Origin of the sequence: Streptomyces sp. NPDC088923 (assembly GCF_044749745.1) — a bacterium.
Lineage (GTDB): Bacteria > Actinomycetota > Actinomycetes > Streptomycetales > Streptomycetaceae > Streptomyces.
In genome coordinates, this window is sequence record NZ_JBIVIO010000001.1 from 2,023,646 (window position 1) to 2,044,601 (window position 20,956).

General features: G+C 74.3%; 17 protein-coding genes. 6 read left to right on the top strand and 11 right to left on the bottom strand.

Annotation, left to right across the window (positions count from 1 at the left end; translation table 11 throughout):
* The first annotated feature begins 240 nt into the window (after positions 1–240).
* Together ACIP4O_RS09165 and ACIP4O_RS09170 are read left to right on the top strand one after the other, a co-directional pair.
* Positions 241–1,881, top strand: coding sequence for an MDR family MFS transporter (locus tag ACIP4O_RS09165; RefSeq protein ID WP_401573917.1), 1,641 nt, complete (start codon positions 241–243; stop codon positions 1,879–1,881).
* A 143-nt stretch (positions 1,882–2,024) separates the two neighbouring features.
* The gene (locus tag ACIP4O_RS09170; protein WP_401573171.1) at positions 2,025–5,027 is read left to right on the top strand and encodes a bifunctional [glutamine synthetase] adenylyltransferase/[glutamine synthetase]-adenylyl-L-tyrosine phosphorylase; all 3,003 of its coding nucleotides are present in this window, start codon (positions 2,025–2,027) and stop codon (positions 5,025–5,027) included.
* Here ACIP4O_RS09170 and ACIP4O_RS09175 read toward each other — a convergent pair.
* Both ACIP4O_RS09175 and ACIP4O_RS09180 read right to left on the bottom strand, forming a co-directional pair.
* Positions 5,009–5,902 (bottom strand): phosphatase PAP2 family protein, encoded by an 894-nt coding sequence (locus tag ACIP4O_RS09175; RefSeq protein ID WP_401573173.1) that lies wholly within the window; start codon positions 5,900–5,902, stop codon positions 5,009–5,011. The genes ACIP4O_RS09170 and ACIP4O_RS09175 overlap by 19 nt on opposite strands.
* Before the next feature lie 161 nt (positions 5,903–6,063).
* Positions 6,064–7,773 (bottom strand): glycoside hydrolase family 13 protein, encoded by a 1,710-nt coding sequence (locus ACIP4O_RS09180; protein WP_401573175.1) that lies wholly within the window; start codon positions 7,771–7,773, stop codon positions 6,064–6,066.
* A gap of 356 nt (positions 7,774–8,129) precedes the next feature.
* Here ACIP4O_RS09180 and ACIP4O_RS09185 point away from each other — a divergent pair, with 356 nt between their 5' ends.
* Positions 8,130–8,828, top strand: a complete 699-nt coding sequence (locus ACIP4O_RS09185) for a DUF4230 domain-containing protein (protein WP_401573177.1) — start codon at positions 8,130–8,132, stop codon at positions 8,826–8,828.
* Here ACIP4O_RS09185 and ACIP4O_RS09190 read toward each other — a convergent pair.
* From ACIP4O_RS09190 to glnII, 7 genes are all read right to left on the bottom strand, one after another.
* Positions 8,806–9,555, bottom strand: coding sequence for a TetR/AcrR family transcriptional regulator (locus ACIP4O_RS09190; protein WP_401573179.1), 750 nt, complete (start codon positions 9,553–9,555; stop codon positions 8,806–8,808). The two genes, ACIP4O_RS09185 and ACIP4O_RS09190, sit on opposite strands and share 23 nt — an antisense overlap.
* A gap of 109 nt (positions 9,556–9,664) precedes the next feature.
* Positions 9,665–11,662 (bottom strand): hypothetical protein, encoded by a 1,998-nt coding sequence (locus tag ACIP4O_RS09195; protein ID WP_401573181.1) that lies wholly within the window; start codon positions 11,660–11,662, stop codon positions 9,665–9,667.
* Between the two features lie 57 nt (positions 11,663–11,719).
* Complete coding sequence (locus ACIP4O_RS09200; protein WP_401573183.1) at positions 11,720–12,394, bottom strand: LuxR C-terminal-related transcriptional regulator; 675 nt, start codon at positions 12,392–12,394, stop codon at positions 11,720–11,722.
* Positions 12,379–13,752, bottom strand: a complete 1,374-nt coding sequence (locus tag ACIP4O_RS09205; protein WP_401573185.1) for a sensor histidine kinase — start codon at positions 13,750–13,752, stop codon at positions 12,379–12,381. Before ACIP4O_RS09205 ends, ACIP4O_RS09200 begins: the two co-directional genes overlap by 16 nt.
* 303 nt (positions 13,753–14,055) lie before the next feature.
* On the bottom strand, positions 14,056–15,087 hold the full coding sequence (locus tag ACIP4O_RS09210; protein WP_401573187.1) for an NAD-dependent epimerase/dehydratase family protein: 1,032 nt from the start codon (positions 15,085–15,087) through the stop codon (positions 14,056–14,058).
* A gap of 135 nt (positions 15,088–15,222) precedes the next feature.
* Positions 15,223–15,822 carry a winged helix-turn-helix domain-containing protein gene (locus ACIP4O_RS09215; RefSeq protein WP_401573189.1) on the bottom strand — a complete coding sequence of 200 codons (600 nt, stop codon included), beginning with the start codon at positions 15,820–15,822 and terminating at the stop codon, positions 15,223–15,225.
* A gap of 420 nt (positions 15,823–16,242) precedes the next feature.
* Entirely contained in the window at positions 16,243–17,262 is a 1,020-nt protein-coding gene (gene glnII / locus ACIP4O_RS09220; RefSeq protein WP_401573191.1) for a glutamine synthetase, read from the bottom strand.
* Between the two features lie 349 nt (positions 17,263–17,611).
* Here glnII and ACIP4O_RS09225 point away from each other — a divergent pair, with 349 nt between their 5' ends.
* Positions 17,612–17,926 (top strand): hypothetical protein, encoded by a 315-nt coding sequence (locus ACIP4O_RS09225; RefSeq protein WP_401573193.1) that lies wholly within the window; start codon positions 17,612–17,614, stop codon positions 17,924–17,926.
* Positions 17,927–17,957: 31 nt separating this feature from the next.
* Here the strand turns inward: ACIP4O_RS09225 and ACIP4O_RS09230 are convergent, their stop codons facing one another.
* A complete protein-coding gene (locus tag ACIP4O_RS09230) occupies positions 17,958–19,307 on the bottom strand; it encodes a DUF1254 domain-containing protein (RefSeq protein ID WP_401573195.1) in 1,350 nt (449 codons plus the stop codon).
* A 360-nt stretch (positions 19,308–19,667) separates the two neighbouring features.
* On the opposite strand from ACIP4O_RS09230, the gene ACIP4O_RS09235 reads away from it, so the two are divergent.
* The gene (locus ACIP4O_RS09235) at positions 19,668–20,000 is read left to right on the top strand and encodes a hypothetical protein (RefSeq protein ID WP_361329810.1); all 333 of its coding nucleotides are present in this window, start codon (positions 19,668–19,670) and stop codon (positions 19,998–20,000) included.
* A gap of 77 nt (positions 20,001–20,077) precedes the next feature.
* Positions 20,078–20,455 (top strand): STAS domain-containing protein, encoded by a 378-nt coding sequence (locus ACIP4O_RS09240; protein ID WP_361329807.1) that lies wholly within the window; start codon positions 20,078–20,080, stop codon positions 20,453–20,455.
* A gap of 7 nt (positions 20,456–20,462) precedes the next feature.
* On the opposite strand, the gene ACIP4O_RS09245 is transcribed toward ACIP4O_RS09240, so the two are convergent.
* Positions 20,463–20,927, bottom strand: a complete 465-nt coding sequence (locus ACIP4O_RS09245) for an ATP-binding protein (RefSeq protein ID WP_401573198.1) — start codon at positions 20,925–20,927, stop codon at positions 20,463–20,465.
* Between the last annotated feature and the right edge of the window lie 29 nt (positions 20,928–20,956).

A 20,956-nucleotide genomic window follows, 5' to 3' on the forward strand; every position in this document is an offset into this window, starting at 1 on the left:
AGCTTATGTGCCCAGTGTGCAAAATTGCCCAGTGCGCATGTATGGTGAACGCGTCAGCGCGGAGGCCACGGCGAGCGGCCGCCACAGAGCCGTCCGAAGCGCGTGGCACCGGCCACGCGGTACCGCCCCGTACCCCCGCGCCCCGTACACCCCCTACCACCCGTCCCACTCCCCGCATCCCGGAGGTAGCGCGTGAGCGCCCAAGCGGTGGCGGCGACGGAGTCCAGCGACTCCGCCCCCATGGATCACAAGCACGTGTTGCGGGCCCTCAGCGGGCTGCTGCTCGTGCTGTTCGTCGCGATGATCAGCTCCACCGTCGTCTCGGTGGCGCTGCCCCAGATCATCGGCAACCTCGGCGGCACCCAGTCGCAGTACACCTGGGTCGTCACCGCGACCCTGCTCGCCTCGACGGCGTCGACGCCGATCTGGGGCAAGCTCGCCGACCTCTTCAACAAGAAGCTGCTGCTCCAGATCGCCATCGGGATCTTCTTCGTCGCCTCGCTCGGCGCCGGGTTCGCGCAGAACACCGAGACGCTCATCGGCTTCCGCGCCGTGCAGGGCCTCGGCATGGGCGCGCTCCAGGTGCTCGTGCAGGTGATCCTCGCGGCGATGATCAGCCCGAAGGAGCGCGGCAGGTACAACGGCTACCTCGGCGCCGTCATGGCCGTCGCCACGGTCGGCGGGCCGCTGCTCGGCGGTGCGATCACCGACGTGGACTGGCTCGGCTGGCGCTGGTGCTTCTTCATCGCGCTGCCCTTCACCGTCGTCGCCTCGCTGATCCTCGCCCGCACCCTCCACCTGGAGGACATCCGCCGCCCCGACACGAAGGTCGACTACTGGGGCGCCTCGCTCATCGCGGCGGGCGTCAGCCTCCTGCTCCTGTGGGTCACCTTCGTCGACAACGACTTCGCCTGGATCTCCTGGCAGACGGGCGCGATGCTCGCGGGCACGGTGGTCCTGCTCGGCGCGGCCGTCGCGGTCGAGTCGAAGGTCTCGCAGCCGGTCATCCCGCTGCACGTCATCAAGCGCCGCGACCCCGCGCTCGCCATCGTCGCGAGCCTCGCGGTCGGCATGGCGATGTTCGGCGGCGCGGTCTTCCTCGGTCAGTACTTCCAGATCGGGCGCGGCAAGTCGCCCACGCAGGCGGGGCTGCTGACCATCCCGCTCATGGCCGGGGTGCTCCTCGCCTCGACGATCGCGGGCCGGCTCGTCTCGAAGACGGGCAAGGTCAAGCCGTTCATCCTCGCCGGCACGGTGATCCTCGCGGGCGGCTTCTTCGGCCTCGCCACGATCGACGCGCACACCTCGCTCGTCGTCGTCGGCACGTGGATGTTCCTCGTCGGCACCGGCGTCGGCATGTCGATGCAGAACCTCGTCCTGGTCCTCCAGAACACCGTGCCGCTCCACGAACTCGGCGCGGCGAGCGGCGCCATCACCTTCTTCCGCTCCCTGGGCGGCACGATCGGCGTCTCGGTGCTCGGCGCGGTGCTCGCGAACAGCGTCAGCGGCAAGATCGCGGACGGGCTCAAGAAGCTCGGCATCGACGGTGCGTCGGGCGCCGCGGGCGGCGGCAGTGGCACCCTGGACGTCAAGGGCATGCCGGCGCCGGTCCAGGAGGTCGTCCGCGGCGCCTACGGCGACGCGACGGGCCACATCTTCCTGATCGCCGCCTTCATCGCCCTCGTCGGCATCATCGCCGCCGCCTTCCTCACCCCGGCGACCCTGCGCGACAGCGTCGACCTGGCGGAGGTCCCACCGGCGGCGGCGGGCAGCGGAACCGAAGCGGGCAGCGGTACGCATCCGACACCGCCTCCCACCGATTCGGCGGCCGCACCGGGCCAGGGCCCCGACGAAGGCCGCGCGAAGACCCCGGTCTCGTAGCCGACGGACCGGCGGGGACCGGCGGGACACCACAGGGGCCGCCCGGCGCACGAACCGGGTGGCCCCCACCCCTTTCCCGCCACCCCGACTACGCTCACCACCATGGGCCCTGACCGGCAGGGTGATGGCAGGAGGGCGTGGCGATGACCGTCCCGAGCGGACGCAGGAGCAGTACCTTCACGCGGCTGCTGCGGTACGGGTTCGTCGATCCCTCGCACGCCGAGAAACTGCTCGGCGAGGACGCCCTCGCGGCCGTGCGCTCCGATCCCGTACTGCTCGACGCGCTCGGCGCCGCCGCCGATCCCGACCTGGCGCTGCTCGGCCTCGTACGGCTCGCCGAGGCGCAGCCCGACGCCGAGGCGCGGCGCACACTGCTCACCACGCTCGTCTCCGCGAAGCCGCTGCGCGACCGGCTCCTCGGCGTGCTCGGCGCCTCCGAGGCCCTCGCCGACCACCTCGCGCGCCACCCGCAGGACTGGAAGAGCCTCGTACGGTACGAGTCGAGCGATCTGCACCCCGACATCGCCGAGTTCGAACGCGGCCTCGCCGACGTCACCGACCCCGTCTCGCTCCGCGTCGCCTACCGCCGCTGCCTCCTGTCGATCGCCGCCCGCGACGTCACGGGGACCACCGACGTCAGCGAGACCGCCGCCGAGCTGGCCGACCTCGCCACCGCGACGCTGCGCACCGCGCTGCGCCTGGCCCGGGAGGCCGCGCCCGAGGACGCCGCCGCCTGCCGCCTCGCGGTCATCGCGATGGGCAAGTGCGGCGGCCACGAGCTGAACTACGTCTCCGACGTCGACGTCATCTACGTCGGCGAACCCGCGCACGAGGGCGTCGACGAGGGCGAGGCGATCCGCGCCGCGACCCGCCTCGCGGCGCACCTCATGCGCATCTGCTCCGAGACCACCGTCGAGGGCACCATCTGGCCCGTCGACGCCAACCTCCGCCCCGAGGGCCGCAACGGCCCCCTCGTGCGCACCCTCTCCAGCCACCTCGCCTACTACCACCGCTGGGCCAAGACCTGGGAGTTCCAGGCGCTGCTGAAGGCCCGGCCCGTCGCCGGGGACCTCGCCCTCGGCCAGGAGTACGTGGACGCCCTCGCGCCCCTGGTGTGGCAGGCTTCCGAGCGCGAGAACTTCGTCACCGACACCCAGCGCATGCGCCGCCGCGTCATCGACGCCATCCCCGCCGCCGAGGCCGAACGCGAACTCAAACTCGGCCCCGGCGGCCTGCGCGACGTCGAGTTCGCCGTCCAGCTCCTCCAACTCGTCCATGGCCGCACCGACACGAGCCTGCGCAGCCCCACGACCCTCGCCGCCCTCGCCGAACTCGCCGACGGCGGCTACATCGGCCGCACCGACGCCTTCCAGCTCGACGAGGCGTACCGCTTCCTGCGCTCCCTCGAACACCGCATCCAGCTCTTCAAGCTGCGCCGCACCCACCTCGTCCCCGAGGACGAGGCCGACCTGCGCCGCCTCGGCCGCTCCCTGGGCCTGCGCACCGAACCCATCGCCTCGCTCCTCAAGGAGTGGAAGCGCCACTCGGGCGCCGCCCGCCGCATCCACGAGAAGCTCTTCTACCGCCCCCTCCTCGACGCCGTCGCCCACCTCGCCCCCGGCGAGGCGGGCCTGAGCCCCGCCGCCGCCCGCGACCGCCTCGTCGCCCTCGGCTACGCCGACCCGGCCGCGGCGCTGCGCCACCTCGAAGCCCTCACCCACGGCGTCTCGCGCCGCGCCGCGATCCAGCGCACCCTCCTGCCCGTCCTCCTCGCCTGGTTCGCCGACTCCGCCGACCCCGACGCCGGACTCCTCAACTTCCGCAAGGTCTCCGACGCCCTCGGCAAGACCCCCTGGTACCTGCGCCTGCTGCGCGACGAGGGCGCCGCGGCCGAGAACCTGGCCCGCGTCCTGTCCGCCGGACGCCTCGCCCCCGACCTCCTGCTGCGCGCCCCCGAGGCCGTCGCCCTCCTCGGCGACCCCGCCGGACTCGACCCCCGCCCCCGCGCCCAGCTCGAACAGGAGATCCTCGCCGCCGTGGGCCGCGCCGAGACCCCCGAGGCCGGGGTCGTCGCCGCGCGCGGTGTGCGCCGCCGCGAGCTGTTCCGCACCGCCGCCGCCGACCTCATCGGCTCGTACGGCACCGAGGACAACCCCGCAGAGGAGGACCGCGGGGCCCTCGTCGACCGCGTCGGCTCCGCCGTCTCCGACCTCACCGCCGCGACCCTCGCCGGCACCCTGCGCGCCGTCGTCCGCGCCGGCTGGGGCGAGGAACTGCCCACGCGCTTCGCCGTCATCGGCATGGGGCGCTTCGGCGGCCACGAACTCGCCTACGGCTCCGACGCCGACGTCCTCTTCGTCCACGCCCCCCGCGAAGGCGTCGACGAGGCCGAGGCGTCCCGCGCCGCGAACGCCGTCGTCGCCGAGATGCGCCGCCTCCTCCAGCTCCCCAGCGCCGACCCGCCCCTCCTCATCGACACCGACCTGCGCCCCGAGGGCCGCAACGGCCCCCTCGTACGCACCCTCGGCTCCTACGCCGCCTACTACCGCCGCTGGTCCCAGACCTGGGAGGCACAGGCCCTCCTGCGCGCCGAACCCGTCGCGGGGGACGCCGAACTCGGCCGCGCCTTCGTGGAATTGATCGACCCGCTCCGCTACCCGGCCGAAGGCACCACCGAGGAGGCCGAACGCGAGATCCGCCGCCTCAAGGCACGCATGGAGGCCGAACGCGTCCCGCGCGGCCAGGACCCCAACCTCCACACCAAGCTCGGGCGCGGCGGCCTCTCCGACGTCGAGTGGACCGTGCAGCTCCTCCAGCTCCGCCACGGCCACCACGAGCCCGGACTGCGCACGACCCGTACCCGCGAGGCCCTCGCCGCCGCCTTCGAGGCGGACCTCCTCGACCAGGAACAGGCCCGCATCCTCGACGAGGCCTGGGTCCTCGCCGCGCGCGTGCGCAACGCGGTCATGCTCGTACGGGGCCGGGCCGGCGACACCTTCCCGAGCGACACCCGCGAACTCGGCGCCGTGAGCCGCTACCTGGGCTACGAGGCCGGGCACGCCGGGGACATGCTGGAGGACTACCGGCGCACGACCCGGCGGGCCCGCGGCGTGGTGGAGGAGCTGTTCTACGGGGCGGCGCTGTGAGTCGCCCCCGCCGCCCGCAGCCGTGATCCCTTGCCCGGCGAGGTGATCAGCCGGGGCAGCGCGTAGGGCACCTTCCCGTACCAGAGCGAGGCGACGGCGAAGCCGAAGGCGAGGCAGATCAGGCCGCCGACCGCGTCGAGCCAGAAGTGGTTCGCCGTCGCCACGATGACCGTCAGCGTCGCCATCGGGTAGAGCGCCCCGAGGACCTTCGCCCACGGTGTCCTCGCGAGCGCGATGATCGTCAGGCCCGCCCACGTCGACCAGCCGATGTGCATCGAGGGCATCGCCGCGTACTGGTTCGACACGTGCTTGAGGTTGCCCGAGGCCATCGAACCCCACGTCTGGTGGACGAGGACCGTGTCGATGAAGTGGGTGTTCGCCATGAGCCGGGGCGGCGCCAACGGGTACAGGTAGTAGCCGAGCAGGGCCGCGCCCGTCGTCGCGAAGAGCGCGAGGCGCGCCGCCGCGTACCGCCCCGGGTGCCACTTGAAGAGCCAGACGAGCACGCCCAGCGTCACGATGAAGTGCAGCGTCGCGTAGTAGTAGTTCATCCCCACGATCAGCCAGGTGACCTTGTCGATCGCGTGGTTGACGGACTGCTCGAAGGCCATGCCGAGATCGTGTTCCACGCGCCAGATCCAGTCCGCGTGGCGCAGCGCCTCGGCGCGCTGCTCCGGGACCGCGTTGCGGATCAGCGAGTACACCCAGTAACTGAGCCCGATGAGAACGATCTCGAACCAGAGCCGGGGCCGCTTCGGGGTGCGCAGGCGCCGCACCGTGCGGCGCACTGCGGTGGGGCGATCGGCCCGCTCCGTCGCGGGTGAGGAGGCGGCCGGTTCACGGCCTTCCATCGGTGTCACAGTCATCTCACCCATGAGCAGAGAGTCTGCCAGAATCCGGCACGAATACTGATCATCCCTCCGGTCGGCCTCGGCCGCCGCCTTCTCCGTCTGCAGGAGGAGACGAGGGACGCGGGGACTTCGGGCGAACCCCGAGCCCGCCCCCCTGCCCCCTCCTTCCCCACGCGGCGCTCCCCTCACTCCCCGCTCGCCCACCACCCGCACGTGTCCCCGGGCAGCACCACGCGCCCGCCCGCCGTCTCCACCGGACCCGAGGCGAGCAGCGGACGGCCCGGCAGATCGAGCACGACCTCGGTGGGGCGCGTGTTCAGCGCGCACAGCACCCCGGCCCTGGCGAAGAGCAGGACACCCTCCGGCGCCTCGCGCCACTCCATCCCGCCGTCCCCGAGGCCCGGCAGCTCACGCCGCAGCGCGAGCGCGGCGCGGTAAAGCTCCAGCGTCGAGCCCGGGTCCCCGCTCTGCGCCGCGACGCTGAGCCCCCGCCACGCCGGCGGCTGCGGCAGCCAGGAGCCGCCGGGCCCGAAGCCGTACGGGGGCGCCTCGCCCGACCACGGCAGCGGCACCCGGCAGCCGTCCCGCATGCCCTCCTGCCCGCTCGCCTCCGCCTCCGGCAACCCGGCCGCGTCCGGCGCGCCCGGCAGCCCGGCGGCGTCCGCGGCCCGCACCGCGCCCGCCGTCCCGGTGCCGTCCCGCGCGACAGCCCTGCCCCGGAAGTACGCCGGGTCCTGCCGCACCTCCTCCGGCAGGTCGAGCACCTCCGGAAGCCCCAGCTCCTCGCCCTGGTACACGTAGACCGAGCCCGGCAGCGCGAGCGTGAGCAGCGCCGCCGCGCGCCCGCGCCGCAGCCCGCGCGCCGGGTCGCCCGCCGCGTACCGCGTCGTGTGCCGCACGACGTCGTGGTTGGAGAGCACCCACGTCGTCGTCGCCCCGACCGCGCCCGTCGCGCCGAGCGAGGCGTCGATCACCGCGCGCAGCGCCCGCGCCTCCCAGGGGGCCAGTACGTACTGGAAGTTGAAGGCCTGGTGCGCCTCGTCCGCCCGTACGTACAGCGCCAGGCGCTCCGAGGTCGGCGCCCATGCCTCGGCCACCTCGATGCGCTCGCCCGGGTAGGAGTCGAGGAGCGCGCGCCAGGAGCGGTGGATCTCGTGCACGCCGTCCTGGTCGAAGAAGGGCAGCACCTCGGTGTTGAGCATGCGGGCCTGCCCGGCCCGGCCCACGTCGGGCAGCCCGGGCGCCTTGACCATCCCGTGCGCCACGTCCACGCGGAAGCCGTCGACGCCGAGGTCGAGCCAGAAGCGCAGCACGTCCTCGAACTCGGCGCGCACCGCCGGTTGTTCCCAGTTCAGGTCGGGCTGCTCGGGGGCGAAGAGATGCAGGTACCAGACGCCGTCGGGCAGGCGCGACCACGCCGGACCGCCGAAGACCGACTCCCAGTCGTTCGGCGGGAGTTCGCCGTGCTCCCCGCGCCCGGGGCGCAGCACGTAGTACGCGCGCTCGGGCGCGGCGGGCGAGGCGCGCACGGCGCGGAACCACGGGTGCTGCTCGGAGGTGTGGTTCGGGACGACGTCGACGATGACGCGCAGCCCGTGCCGGTGCGCCGCCTCGATGAGCGCGGCGGCGTCCGAGAGGTCGCCGAAGAGCGGGTCGACCGCGCGGTAGTCCGCGACGTCGTAGCCGCCGTCCGCCTGCGGCGAGGCGTAGAACGGCGTGAGCCACACCGCGTCCACGCCGAGACGCGCGAGATAGGGCAGCCGGCTCGTCACACCGCGCAGGTCACCGACCCCGTCCCCGTCGCTGTCCGCGAAGGACCGTACGTACACCTGGTAGATGACGGCGTCCCGCCACCAGGCGCGCGCGACGGGGGGACGGACGGGGGCCTGCGACATGAGGGGCCTTCCTGCTCGCTTCGCATCCGGGGACGGGGCGGCGCCCGGCGGCGGCTGGGGGAGGAGAGCGAGCCGCCGGGCACCTGTCACGGTCATACCCGATCAACGGACGTATCGCCCTGGAGTGCCGCACAACGCCATGAATTGGCGGCTTCGTGCCGCCCTCGTGCCCCTTCGCGACCCGCTCCGGCCCCCGGCTGATCGCCCCGGCACCGCCGTTCTGTCACGGCCCTGTCACCACTGGGCCCCGTCGCGTGCCAACAACGCCTGATCGCCCCCGTCTTGGGCATCAGAGAGCTGTGAGGGACGGGCCGACGCGAGCGCGCGGCCCCTACGGGAGAGAGGGGAGCGCCGTCATGCCCCAGAAGACCGCCGTGTCCGAGGAGAGGGCGGAAACGACGCCGCGACGCCGGACCGGCCTGCCCTGGTGGGGGAAGCTCCTCGCCGCCCTCGTGGCACTCGTCGTGCTGTTCACGCTGCTCATCCGGTTCGCCGTGATCCCGGGCCTCGGCGAGCTGTTCGGTGAGGAGACCCACGACCGCACGGGACCCGCGCTGCTCAAGTCCATCAAGGACATGAGCCGTTACGAGGCCGCCACGGGCAACTTCCAGGTCGTCGTGGACCTGGAGAAGGACACGAAGTACCTCCCCGACGCCCTCAAGGGCAAGCGCACGCTCTACGTCGGCGCGGGCACCGTCTCCGCGTACGTGGAACTCGGCGGCCTCAAGGACGACGACGTCCGCGTGAACGACGACCGCACCGAGGCGAGCCTGCGCCTGCCGCACGCCGTGCTCGGCAAGCCCGCGCTCGACCCCGACCGCTCCTACGCGGTCTCCAAGCAGCGCGGGCTCCTCGACCGGCTCGGGGACTTCTTCTCCGACAACCCGAACGACGAACGCGCCGTCCAGAAGCTCGCCGCGCAGCACATCGGGGACGCAGCCAAGGACAGCGAACTCACCGGGCGCGCCGAGAAGAACACGACGGCGATGCTGGAGGGGCTGCTGCACTCGCTCGGCTTCGACACGGTGCACATCACGTACGCGGCGCAGAAATGATCTCCTGAGCCGCCGCCCGCGCCCGCGGCAGCCCCGCGGGCGCGAGCGCGAGGAGCCCGGCGACCAGCTCGGCGAAGAGCCCGTCGACGGGCTCTTCGGCCAGGATGTCCCGCAGCAGCGCCGCGAGTTCGGGATCGCGCTGCGCGCTCACCGCGAGCAGCGCGACGAAGTCGTGCACGAGCTGCCGCTCCAGCTCCGCGCGCGCCAGGCGCCGCCCGTCGAGCCACAGCAGCGCCGTCGACTCGGCGAGCGAGACCCACGACCGTACGACGAGATCGAGGCGCGCCGAGGGCTCCGCGACGCCGAGGTGGGCGAGGATCTGGTCCCGCGCGGCCTGCCGTACCGCGTCGATGAGCGCGTTCGCCGCCTGCCCCGAGGGCACGGAGGGACCGCCGCGCATCAACGCCGAGAAACCGGGGCCGTGCGCGTCCACGAAGTCGAAGTACCGCTCCATGACCCGCGAGAGGCGCGCCCCGAGCGGCCCTTCCCGCGGCTCCACGAAGCGGTGCGCGAGATCGTCGGCGGCCCGTCGCAGCGCGGCCTCGTAGAGGCTCAGCTTGCCGGGGAAGTAGTGGTACACGAGGGGCCGCGAGATCCCGGCGGCGGCCGCGATCTCGTCTATCGACACGTCGGCGGGAGGGCGGCGGCTGAACAACTCCAGTGCCACGGAGATCAACTGTTCCCGACGCTCCTCGACACCCATCCTGCGGCGCACCCCGGTCGTCATACGAACAGCCTACCGAGAACGGGTGGTGATGAGGACGGGGGAGGGGTGGACGGGCCGGAGCATCCAACGCCCGTCCCACGCCCTCCCGTTCCTCGCCCGCCCAAAGACCTCAGCCCAGGCCGTCGAGCGTGCCGCCGCCGACGAGGGCGGCCCGCAGGGTCGCCGTCGAACCCTCCCGCGCGGGGAGCGCGAAGAGACGCGTCGGCGAGGCACCGCGGATGCCGTCGCGCGCCGTGATCGAGGCGACGCCCTCGGAGCCCGCCGCGAGGACGTACCACGTACCCGAGGGGGCCTTCCACATGGCGCCCGCGAGGACGTCGGGGCGCCGCGAACCGCACGACGGCGAGTCGCCCGCCTGGGCCGCGACGGCGCCGAGCGGGTGGCCCGGGGCGCGGTACTCGGCGAGCGTCAGCGTGCCACCGCCGCGCCACGTGTCCATCCGCGTGCACGCCCACTGCGCCGTCCCCGCCCCCTCGGGCAGTGGCTGGCTCGCGTACGACCAGGAGTTGACCGCCCGCACCCCGCGCCCCTGGCCCGCCACGAGCGAGCACGCCGAGGGCGCCCACGCGGTCCTGCTCGCCAGGTCGTCGACCTCCCCCGGCGAGCCCGGCGAGCCGGTCGTGAGGTGCGCGGGCAGGAGGTCCCCGAGGTCGGTGTAGAGCCGCGCGTGGCCGTCGCGCCCGGTGACCTGCACCGTGTTCCACGTCGTGCAGCCGCCGTCCGGAGCGGGCTTGCGCCCCGGCTGCTGGAAGGGCCACACCGTCCCGTCCCGCTCCGTCGCGAACGGCGTGGACGCGCGCTGCGGGACGCGCAGATCGCGCTGCGCCACGGACTTCACCCACGGTGCGGTCAGATACCGCACGTTGCCGTCGGTACGCGCCACCGCGACCACCGCCGCGCCCGCCTCGTCCACGCCGTCGGCCCGTACGAGATCGAGCGCCGGATCGCCGAAGCCGTCGCCCGCCGCCTCCGCGTACCGCACGAGGCGCAAGCCGTCGTAGAAGAGCACGACGTTCGCGCCCGCCGTGTGCCCCGCCCACAGCAGCCGGGGCGGACCCGCCGGACCGCCGAGCGGCGTGCCGGGCGTCGCCGAGACGTGCGTACGAGGGCCGGGCCGGGCCCAGGCGCGCAGGGCCCGGCCGAGCAGGGCCCGGTCCGAGACGAGCCCGCCGCGCGCGGGCCACACCGAGAAGTCACGCCGCGTCGCCGTCTCCCACGCGTCGGCGGCGACCGTCGTCAGGCGGGCCGGGTCGAGCGACTCGCGCTCCGCCGCGCTCGGCACGGGCGCGGGCTCCTCGCTCCGCGTGAGCGACCACCCGGTGAACGCCGCCCCGCACACGAGAAGCACCGCCGCGCCCGCCCCGAGCACCCGCACGCCCTGGCGGCGCCGGACGAGGTCGGTGGGCCGGGCCTGGAGCGAGCAGGCGTCGAACTCGGGCGAGGCGAGCAGCGCCGCCGCGCACGCCCCCGCCGGGACCTCGACGCCCGCCGCCTCGCGGAGCGCGGCCCCCGCGTCCGCCGCGCCCGCCTCCGTGAGCAGCGCCCGCGCCGCCTCCGCGTCCAGCCCCTCCAGGTGCAGCAGCGCGTACGCGGCGCGGCCCGCCCCGCTCAGCCGCGACAGCGCCTGGTCGAGGGCGAGTTCCTCGCTGCCCCCCGCCCGCGGGAAGAGCCTGAGCCCCCACACCTGCGGCAGCCCGAACGGCACCCGCGCCTTCCCCCGCTTCCCCGCGCCGCCCTCACCGCAGGCCCGCAGCGCCTCGCGCAGCACCCGCACCCGCACGCAGGCGTACCCCGCGTCCCGCGCCGAGACCCCGCCGCCGCCCGCACCCGCGGATTCCGTGCCGCGCGGCCCCGGCACCCGCCCGCCCGCGAGGTCCCTGGGCCGCGGCAGGGCCCGCTGGGTGAGCGCGTGCGCCGCGAGGACACGGCGGGCGCGGCCGAGCGAGGAGGGGAGCACGAGGTGCGCGAGCCGCACGAGCCGCGGGTAGTGCTCGACGAACGCCGCCTCCGCCTGGGCGAAACCGACCGGCGCGGCGCCGGGGGAGGAGGGGGCGGTGCCGGAACGCGACCGGCGGGAGCTTCGGGGGGCGAGCTTTGCGGAATCCACGCCCAGCGCAACGAGGCACGCCCCCCGAGGTCACCTGCGAACGACGGCCCCCGGGGGTCAGCCGCCCCCGTCGCCCCGCCCGGGCCGCTGCCCGTCGAGGAAGGCGAGCACCGCGAGGACCCGGCGGTTGTCGTCGTCGGAGATCTCAAGTCCCAGCCGGGCGAAGATGTTCGACGTGTGCTTGGCGACCGCCCGCTCGGTCACCACGAGCCGCTCGGCGATCGCCGCGTTCGAGCGGCCCTGCGCCATCAGTTCGAGCACCTCGCGCTCGCGCGCCGTCAGCCGGGCGAGCGGCCGCTCGGCTGCAGGACGGCGCAGCAACTGCGAGATCACCTGCGGGTCCATCGCCGTGCCGCCCGCGGCGACCTGCCGCACCGCCGCCACGAACTGCTCGGCGTCGAAGACCCGGTCCTTGAGCAGGTACCCCACCCCGCCCTCGCCGTCCGCGAGCAACTCCCGCGCGTACAACTGCTCGACGTGCTGCGAGAGCACGAGCACCGGGAGCCCGGGCCGCTCCCGCCGCGCCGCGAGCGCGCACTGCAAGCCCTCGTCGGTGTACGACGGCGGCAGCCGCACGTCCACGACCGCGACGTCCGGGCGCTCCTCCGCGAGCGCCCGGCTCAGCTCGGGCCCGCTCTCCACCGCGGCGACGATCTCGCAGTCGTACGCTTCGAGCAGCCGTACGAGACCGTCCCGCAGCAGAAACAGGTCCTCGGCTAGGACAACACGCACGGCAGCTCCACGGTGGCCAGAGTGGGGCCGCCGGGGGGAGAGCTGACGGCCAGGACACCGTCGAAGGTACCGAGCCGCCGCTCGATCCCGGCCAGCCCCGACCCCTTCGTGGCGTCCGCCCCGCCCCCGCCGTTGTCCCCGACGCTGATCCGCAGCCGTCCCTCGCGGTACCCGAGGTCGATCCAGATCCGGTCCGCGCCCGCGTGCTTGACCGCGTTGGCGAGCAGCTCGCTCGTCGCGAAGTACGCCGCCGCCTCGACCGGCGCCTCGGCGCGCCCCCGTACGTCCGCCACCACCTCCGTCTCGACGGGCAGCCGCAGCGCCAGCGCCCGTACGGCGTCCACGAGGCCCCGCTCGGCGAGGACCGGCGGGTGGATGCCCCGGACGAGGTCCCGCAGTTCGCCGAGCGCCTCCGCGGAGGAGAGCCGCGCCTTGCCGAGCAGCTCCTTCGCCTTCGCCGGGTCGCGCTCGATGAGTGACTCGATGAGTCCGAGGTCCATCCCCACCGCGACGAGCCGCGCCTGTGCCCCGTCGTGCAAGTCCCGCTCGATGCGGCGTAGTTCGGCGGCCGAGGTGTCGACGGCGTCCTCCCGCGTGACCGTGAGCCGGTCGATCCGGGCGGCCATCTCCTGCTCACGGCTCGGCGCGAGCGCGGCCCGCGTCAGCCGGAAGTACGACTGGAGGAGCGCCGGGGCCGACCAGTGCGCGGTGAGCGCGATGACCACGCCGAGCGCGAGGGCGGCGAGGCCCGTCGCCTGGCTGTCCACCGGGACGAACAGGTACCACTCGGGGCTGTCCTCGAAGATCCGCCACCCCCCGGCGGCGAGCACCGCGCCCCACACCGGGTAGAGCAGCACGAGCGGCGCGAGGACCGAGAGGACCACGCCCGCCGTGCAGTCCAGGAGCAGCCAGCCGATGTCCCGCCACGTGGCGGGGTCGCGCAGCAGCGCGAGGCACAGGGCCGCCTCACCCGTGAAGCCGGGCTTGAGCGGCGGCAGCGGCCGGTACGCCACGCCGATCCGCACCCCGCCCCACGCGCGCGCCCGCTCACGGCGCCCGAGCGCGTACTCGCGGATCACGGCGAGGATCGGCGGCGTCGTGATGAGCCCGGCGCCGAGCGGGACGAGGCAGATCGAGACCAGTACGAGGCAGAAGAGCCCGCAGGAGACGACGAGCGAGGTCCCGGCGAGTACGGCTCCGCGCCAGGCGGCGCGGAAGACCCGCAGGAACCCGCGGTCCTCCTCCCGGCCCCCGTCACCGTCCGCCGCGAGGAACCGCGCGGCCATCCGCTCCCCGGCGAGCAGCCGCTCGTACACGCGCCGCCCGCCCTCGTCCTTGGCCGGAGTCAGCCCGCCCATGATCCACCTCACACCCCGCTACGAGCCTCCCGGCCCGACCGGGCCCCAGCGGCCCGACACGGTCAATTCTGCGGATCGCGGGAGACGAGGGGCAGCCGTCCTGCCCCCGTGGTGGGGGTGTACCTAGGTACACCTGACGTCCCCGTCCATGCGGGGATTACGCACGAAGCGCGCCCTGGAGCAAGAGGGAAAAGGGTTCATCCCCGCCCGGGCGGGGCCCACACGTACAGGACGTCATCGCCGTCGACCCAGGCGGGCCCATCCCCGCCCATGCGGGGCCCGCGCCCGCCGACCTGCCCGCCTTCACCCCACCCCCTCCAACGCCTCCGCCTCCTTCCCCGCCTCCAACCCCAGCGCCGCCCGCGGATTCGTCCGCCCCGGCATCACTTCCCCCAGACCGTCCCGCACCCACCCCCACGTGTCCGCGACCGTCTCCCCAACCGGCCGGCACCGCAGCCCCGCCGCCACCGTCCGGCTCACGTCCGCCGTGTGCATCGCCCCGTGCATCTCGCCCGGCGGGCACCACACCGGCAGTTCCGTCCAGGGCTCGATGCCCGCCGCCTCGACCTGCTCCGGGCTCAGCCAGCGCAGTACCGCGTCCGAGCCCGTCACCGCGCGGCACGTCTCCAGGAACTCGCCCATCGTCGTGTGCCCGGACGGACTCACCAGGTCGTAGGGCCCCGAGCGGCCCGCCGCGCCCGCGTCGAGCAGCCACTGCGCGAGGTCCCGCGCGTCGATGTACGCGAGCGGCAGTTCGCGCGGTCCCGGGGCGAGCACCTCGCCGCCGCGCCGCATCCGCAGCAGCCACCACGGCAGCCGTCCCACGTTCTCGTACGGGCCGAGGATGAGCCCCGCCCGCGCGAAGAGCGCGCGCTCCGCGCCGAAGGTCCGCTCGACGGCCAGCTCCCCGCCCCGCTTGTCGCTCGGGTAGTCGCGTGCCTCCGCGTCCGGGTCGCCCGCGACGAGCGGCGCCTCGACGCCGGTCCCCGCCGCGCGCGGCCACGCGTACACCGAGCACGTCGAGACGTACACGTACCGCTCGGCCCGCTCCTTGAGCGCCTCGGCCGCGTCCCGCACCGCCCGCGGCCCGTGCGACCACGTGTCCACGACGAGGTCCCACGCGCCGCCTTCGAGCGCCGCGAGCCCGCCCGGCGCCGTGCGGTCGCCGACGAGCGCGCGGGCGCCCTTGGGCGCGGGCTTCGTGCCCCGGTTGAGGACGGTCACGTCCCAGCCGCGCGCGAGCCCCGCCTCGACCGTCGCGCGCCCGACGAACTCGGTCCCGCCCAGGACGAGCAGCCGTGTCGGTGAGGCGTTCGCTGAAGTGTTCGCTGTCATGACACGAGCGTGCCCGCCCCGGACGGGACCGGGAACCGGATTTCGCTCTCGGGGGATCTTGTGCGCTGTCGGCCGAACTCCGGTGCGTACGGGAACCTTTCGGCACCTCCCTGCGGGCCGGCCGCCGCGCTCCGCTCAGCCCAGCGGCGGCGTGTACTTGTAGCCGACCCGCCGCACCGTCTGGATGCTGTGCCGGTACGCGCTGCCGAGCTTGCGGCGCAGCCGCGCGATGTGCACGTCCACGGTCCGCCCGTCGCCGACGTGCCCGTAGCCCCACACGGTCGTCACCAACTGGTCGCGCGTGTGCACCCGGTGGGGGTACGCGACGAGGTGGGCGAGGAGCTCGAACTCCAGGTACGTGAGATCGAGCGGCCGCCCGTCGACCTCGGCGGTCCTGCGGTGCGCGTCCACACGGACGGCCTCGGCGCGCGGCTCGGCGGCGGGCGCGGGCTCCGGCACGGCGCTGACGGCGGGGGCCGCGAGCTCCGCGAACGGCGGCCGCTGATCGGCCGGGACGAGCAAGAGGTACCCGACCATCGGCGGGTTGCCCGGCAGCACGGGCAGCGTGTGCGGCGGTACGGGGAGCCAGGTCGCCCCGGCCGGCAGTGCGACCTCGGGCGGGGCGACGGGCGCGGGCTCGCCCGCCTCGACGGCCCGCAGCCGGTGCCGCGGGGAGCCCGCCGGGCCCACGGGGCGGGTGAGCGGGGCGGCGGAGAGGGAAGGGTGGTTCGCCATGGGAGGTGTCAGCTCTTTTCGCACGAAGCGGCACCGAAGCGTGCCGGGGATGCCACGGAAGGGACATGCGTCGTCGCGCGGACCGAAGACCGGAGCCCGGCCGGAAGGGCGGGGAGGGTGTTAGAGGGCCCGAGCGTTCCGCCGGGGCTGACACACCCGGTCGAAATCGTGGTGCTGACGGGACGGCCAGAACGGTTCGAGGTCGACACGACCCGTCACGAGGTTCCGAAAGCTGTCCATGCGCCCATTGAAGCAGATGACGTGCGGGGCAGGGAGGGGGTTTCGGCCGAAGCCGAAGCGAAAAGCCGACAACGAGAAGGGCGTTCACCCCGTCATGGTGAACGCCCCCGGGCACGCGCGCCTCGCCGCGCGCGCCCGGCCGCCGGGCCGGTCACCCGGCCCGAAGACAATCCCGGGACCTCAGACCTGCCCGGCCTTCTCCAGCGCCGCGCAGCACGTCTCCGTGATCAGCCGCGTCACCACGTAGGGGTCCACGTTCGCGTTGGGGCGGCGGTCCTCGATGTACCCCTTGCCGTCCTTCTCGACCTGCCACGGAATCCGCACCGAGGCGCCCCGGTCGGAGACCCCGTAGCTGTACTCGTTCCACGGGGCCGTCTCGTGGAGCCCGGTGAGGCGGTCGTCGATGCCCGCGCCGTAGTTCTTCACGTGGTCGAGCGGCTTGGAGCCCTCGCCGAGCGACTCGCAGGCGGTGACGATCGCCTCGTACCCCTCGCGCATCGCCTTCGTCGAGAAGTTGGTGTGCGCGCCCGCGCCGTTCCAGTCGCCCTTCACCGGCTTCGGGTCGAGTGTCGCCGAGACGCCGAAGTCCTCGGCCGTGCGGTAGAGCAGCCAGCGCGCGATCCACAGCTGGTCCGAGACCTCCAGCGGCGAGAGCGGGCCGACCTGGAACTCCCACTGCCCCGGCATGACCTCCGCGTTGATGCCGCAGATGCCGAGCCCGGCGGCGAGGCAGTTGGCGAGGTGGGCCTCGACGATCTCGCGGCCGAAGATCTCGTCCGCGCCGACGCCACAGTAGTAGCCGCCCTGCGCGGCGGGGAAGCCGTTCTCCGGGAAGCCGAGCGGGCGGCTGCCCTTGAAGAAGGTGTACTCCTGCTCGATCCCGAAGACGGGCTCCTGAGCGGCGAACTTCTCGGCCACGGCACGCAGTTCGGCGCGCGTGTCGCTCGGATGCGGGCTCAGGTCGGTGTCGAGGACCTCGCACAGGACGAGGACGTCGGCGCCGCCGCGGATCGGGTCGGGGCACGTGAAGACCGGCTGGAGCACGCAGTCCGAGGAATGGCCCTCGGCCTGGTTCGTGGAGGAGCCGTCGAAGCCCCACACGCCCGGCTCCGCGCCGTCGGCGACGATCTTCGTCTTCGAACGCAGCTTGGCGGTCGGCTGGGTGCCGTCGATCCAGATGTACTCGGCCTTGAAGCTCACAGCGGCCACTTCCTTCACAGCACGACGCGCCCTCGGGGGCGCGGGGGGCGGGTGCGGGGACGCCCGCAGAATGGCAAGGGGCGGTTGCCCGGCCGTTGCCCCGCTGTGAACCGCGTGTTACCCGGACGCGCCACCGTCCCCCCCTCGCCCGCGCGCGGGTCCCAAGGGGCGGCGGGGACGCGTTCGCATCCCTGTGGCGCCCCCGCGTTCGAACACCCCAAATCCCCTGCCACCAGCGGCTTTTGTCAGTCCCCGGCAGTAGAATGGAGGCAGTGTTCGAACGTGGGCGGGGGAGCGGGACGCGGCAGTACGCGTGACTGGTCTCACCCCGTCCCGCCGGCTCAGGAGGATGCCCGTGGCCCGAGCAGCGACCCTCGACCCGACCACCCCCGCGACCGCTTCCACGACCCCGCTCTTCGACCTCCCCTACATGCCCGTCGAGAAGAGGGCACTGCCCGCGGGCCGCCCCCGCGAGTGGTACATCGCGCACAACCGCCGCCTCAAGGCGATGCGGCTCGCGATCGTGCTCCTCGACGCGGGCGTCTGGCGCCCCGAGCAGGCCCCCGACCGCACCATCCGGCTCGCCGCCGAGCGCGTCGGCATCCACCCGCCGTCCCCCGTGACGTGCCACATGGTGCGCGCGCTCATGCGCTACAGCCGCTAGCGCGGCGGCGAAGGCTCGTACGGGTACGGGGTCACTCCGGCTCCGCCCGTACGAGCCCCGGCACCCGGTACCCCGCCTCCGGCACGTACAGCCGCAACACCGCCCGGAAGGGGCCCGCAGGGACCGGCACCCAGTTCGCCGACTCCGTGCCCGGCGGGCGCGCCGAGAGGCGCAGGACGAGCGTGCCGTCCGCCTCGCGCACGAGGCCCGGCGTGCGGTCGCTCACCGCGCGCGGCTCGGGACCCGGGCGGCGCGGCACCTCGTGCGCGCTCAGCGCCCAGCCGTAGGCGGGTGGCGGGGGCGGCAGGCGCAGCGTGTAGGCGTACGCCCCGTCGAGCCGCTCCCCGGCCGCGTCCCGGTACGTCTGCGTCGTCGTCGCCTCGTACCCGTGCGGCCCCCACAGCCCCACCCGCGCGGCGATCGCGCGCCGCAGATACGCCTCGGAGCGGCTCCCGACGCGCCACAGCGAGGCGTCGAGCGTGCCCGGGCCGAGGTGATCGAGGTTGAAGTCGAAGAGATGCGCCGCGCCCTCCCAGCCCCCGCCACAGCCGCCCCCCGCCGGGGCCCCGGAAGGAGCACCGTCCCCGTCGTCCCCGGCCCAGCGCCACGCCGCCGCCTCGACCTGCGCGCGCCCCGCCGCCTCCCCCTCCTCCAGCGCCCACCGCAACTCCGTCGCCGGTTCCGCGTACGGTGTCGCGCCCTCCTCCAGGATGCCGAGCGACTGGAACCGCTCCTGGTAGGCGCGATCGGCCCCCGAGGGCGGGAAATCGCCCGCCCACACCCGCAGCCGCTCCCAGAACCGCAGCGCCGGCTCCGCGAGCGGATCGCCGCCGGGGAGCCCGCCGCGTCCCAGGCCCGGCGCGGTGAGCGGGTGCAGCGCGAGCCCGGCGCGCAGGTCCCGTACCGCGGCGACGTCCTCGGCGTCCGCGAGCGCGCAGGCGTAGCGCACCAGGAGGGTCGCGACCGCCGTCGGCGCCTCGATCACCTCGCGCACGCTCCCGGGCACCTGCCCGTCCCAGCCGGGCGGCGCGAGCAGCCAGCTGCCGCCGTCCGCTCCGCCGGCGCGCAGCCCCGCGTAAGCGAAGTCGTTGGTCCACGCGTCCACGAACTGGTACACGGCGTAGCGCGGGCCGCTCGGCGGGACCTGGAGGACGAGCGGGCCCTCGGAGAGATCGAGCGGGGCGAGCGAGCAGAGGGTGCCCTCGTCGCCGGGCCAGCCCGTGGCGGGCTCGGCGTGCGCGAAGTGGTTGAAGGCCGTGGCCGGCAACGAGCCGAGCCCGTCCTGCGTGAAGAGCCCGACCGTTTCCAGGCCCCGCACGAGCGGCGCGCCGTAGACGTACGCCTCGGCGGCGAGTGAAGCCGCCCGGGTGCCGTGCCCCATCTCGCCTCCTCCTGCCTCCCTCCCCTCAAGGTCACACGCCCGCCGCCGTCCCGCATCCCGAGTCGCACGCGAGTGCGATCCGTCCCCTCGCCGGGTGCGGCGCGTCCCCCACACGGGTCGACGCGAATTCGGACAGGCGCGCTCGCGCGGGGCGCACGGGTGAACCGGTGCGGCCCCCGCGCGACTGGCTCGTTGGCCGGACAGATCGCCTTGAGTGATCGATGCATCGCCCAGTGTCACGAAAGCCTCGCGGGCGGCCCGTACGCGCCGTACGAGAAGGCCGCCCGAGCCCGTACGAGAGGAAGCAGCCCCCATGCCACAGCCACCCGCCCCCGCCCCCCTGCCCCGCGGCGGCACGCGGTGAGCCGCCTCTCGCTCGCGCTGAGCGCCGCGCACCTCGCCGCGGTGGCCTGGCTCGGGCACTGCGCCACGGCGAGCGCGCACAACGGCGCGTGGTGGACGACCCTCGCCTTCGTCGCCGGATCGGCGCTCCTCGTCACCGCGATCCTGCGCGAGCACGAGTGCGCCGAGGAACACGTCCCGCGCCCCGCGCCCGTACCGCCCCCGCGCCCCGTCGCCGACTGGCAGGTCTTCGAGGCGCTGTGCTGCCTGCGGGCCTGGGAGACGCGGGGTCGCGCGCACGATCCCGCGTACTGCTCCTGCCGCGACTCGCTGTCCCGTGAGGAGCGGTGAACGGCTGTGAGGAGGCGGTGAACGCGGAGGGAGGGGGTGCGTCGGGGCCCCCGTGGCGCTTGAGGCAGGATGCGCATATGCCCGAACCCGCAGAGCCGCCCGAGCAGGAACCGGCGGACGAGACCTCCGCCGACCCGGAGAGACGCGCCCTGCCCGCCGACGCCTCCGCGATGTGGCTGGTCCGCGCCTCCGGCGAACTCGACCTCGACACCGTGGGAGCGCTGCGCCAGGAGCTGGAGGCGGCCGCCGCGCGCTACCCGGTCGTCATCCTCGACCTGAGCCGCGTCGACTTCGGCGACTCCAGCTTCCTCAACCTCCTCATCCGCGTCCGCGCCACGACCCGGCTGCGCCTGGTCGCCCCCACGGACGCGCTGCGCCAGCTCTTCGCCCTGACGGGCACGGACGCGGTCCTCGACGTGTACGAGACGATCGGCGAGGCCATCGACGCCGGCTGATGCCCCGTCACCGCTCCCCGGACCGCGGCGGCTTGCGCTGCGCGGGTACGAAACCGGGGTGCTCGTACGTGCTGTGCGCGGACCTCAGCGCGAGCCGCGCCCGCACGGTCTTGCCGCCCCCGGTCCGCTCCACGATCTCGGTCCGCGCGAGCTTCGTCACCAGCTCCCACCCGTAGCCGCCCTCACGCACGAGAGGCCGCGGAGTGCGCTCGTACGGCCGCGCGTCCGACCCGTCCGAGACGCTGATCTCCACGTCGCCGTCCCCGACACTCACCCGGAACCCGGTGACCCCTCCGGCGTGCCGCACGGCATTGCTCACCAACTCCGAGGCGACAAGCACCGCGTCGGCGAGCACGAGCACATCCACCGGCGGCCGCACCGCCAACAACACGTCGTACACCCGCTCCCGGGCCTCCCCGGGCCGCAAGCCCTCTCCCGTCCGCTCAGCCGCGTGCCCTTCCTCATCCGACACCACCACTCACCTGCCCGTACTCGCTTCCA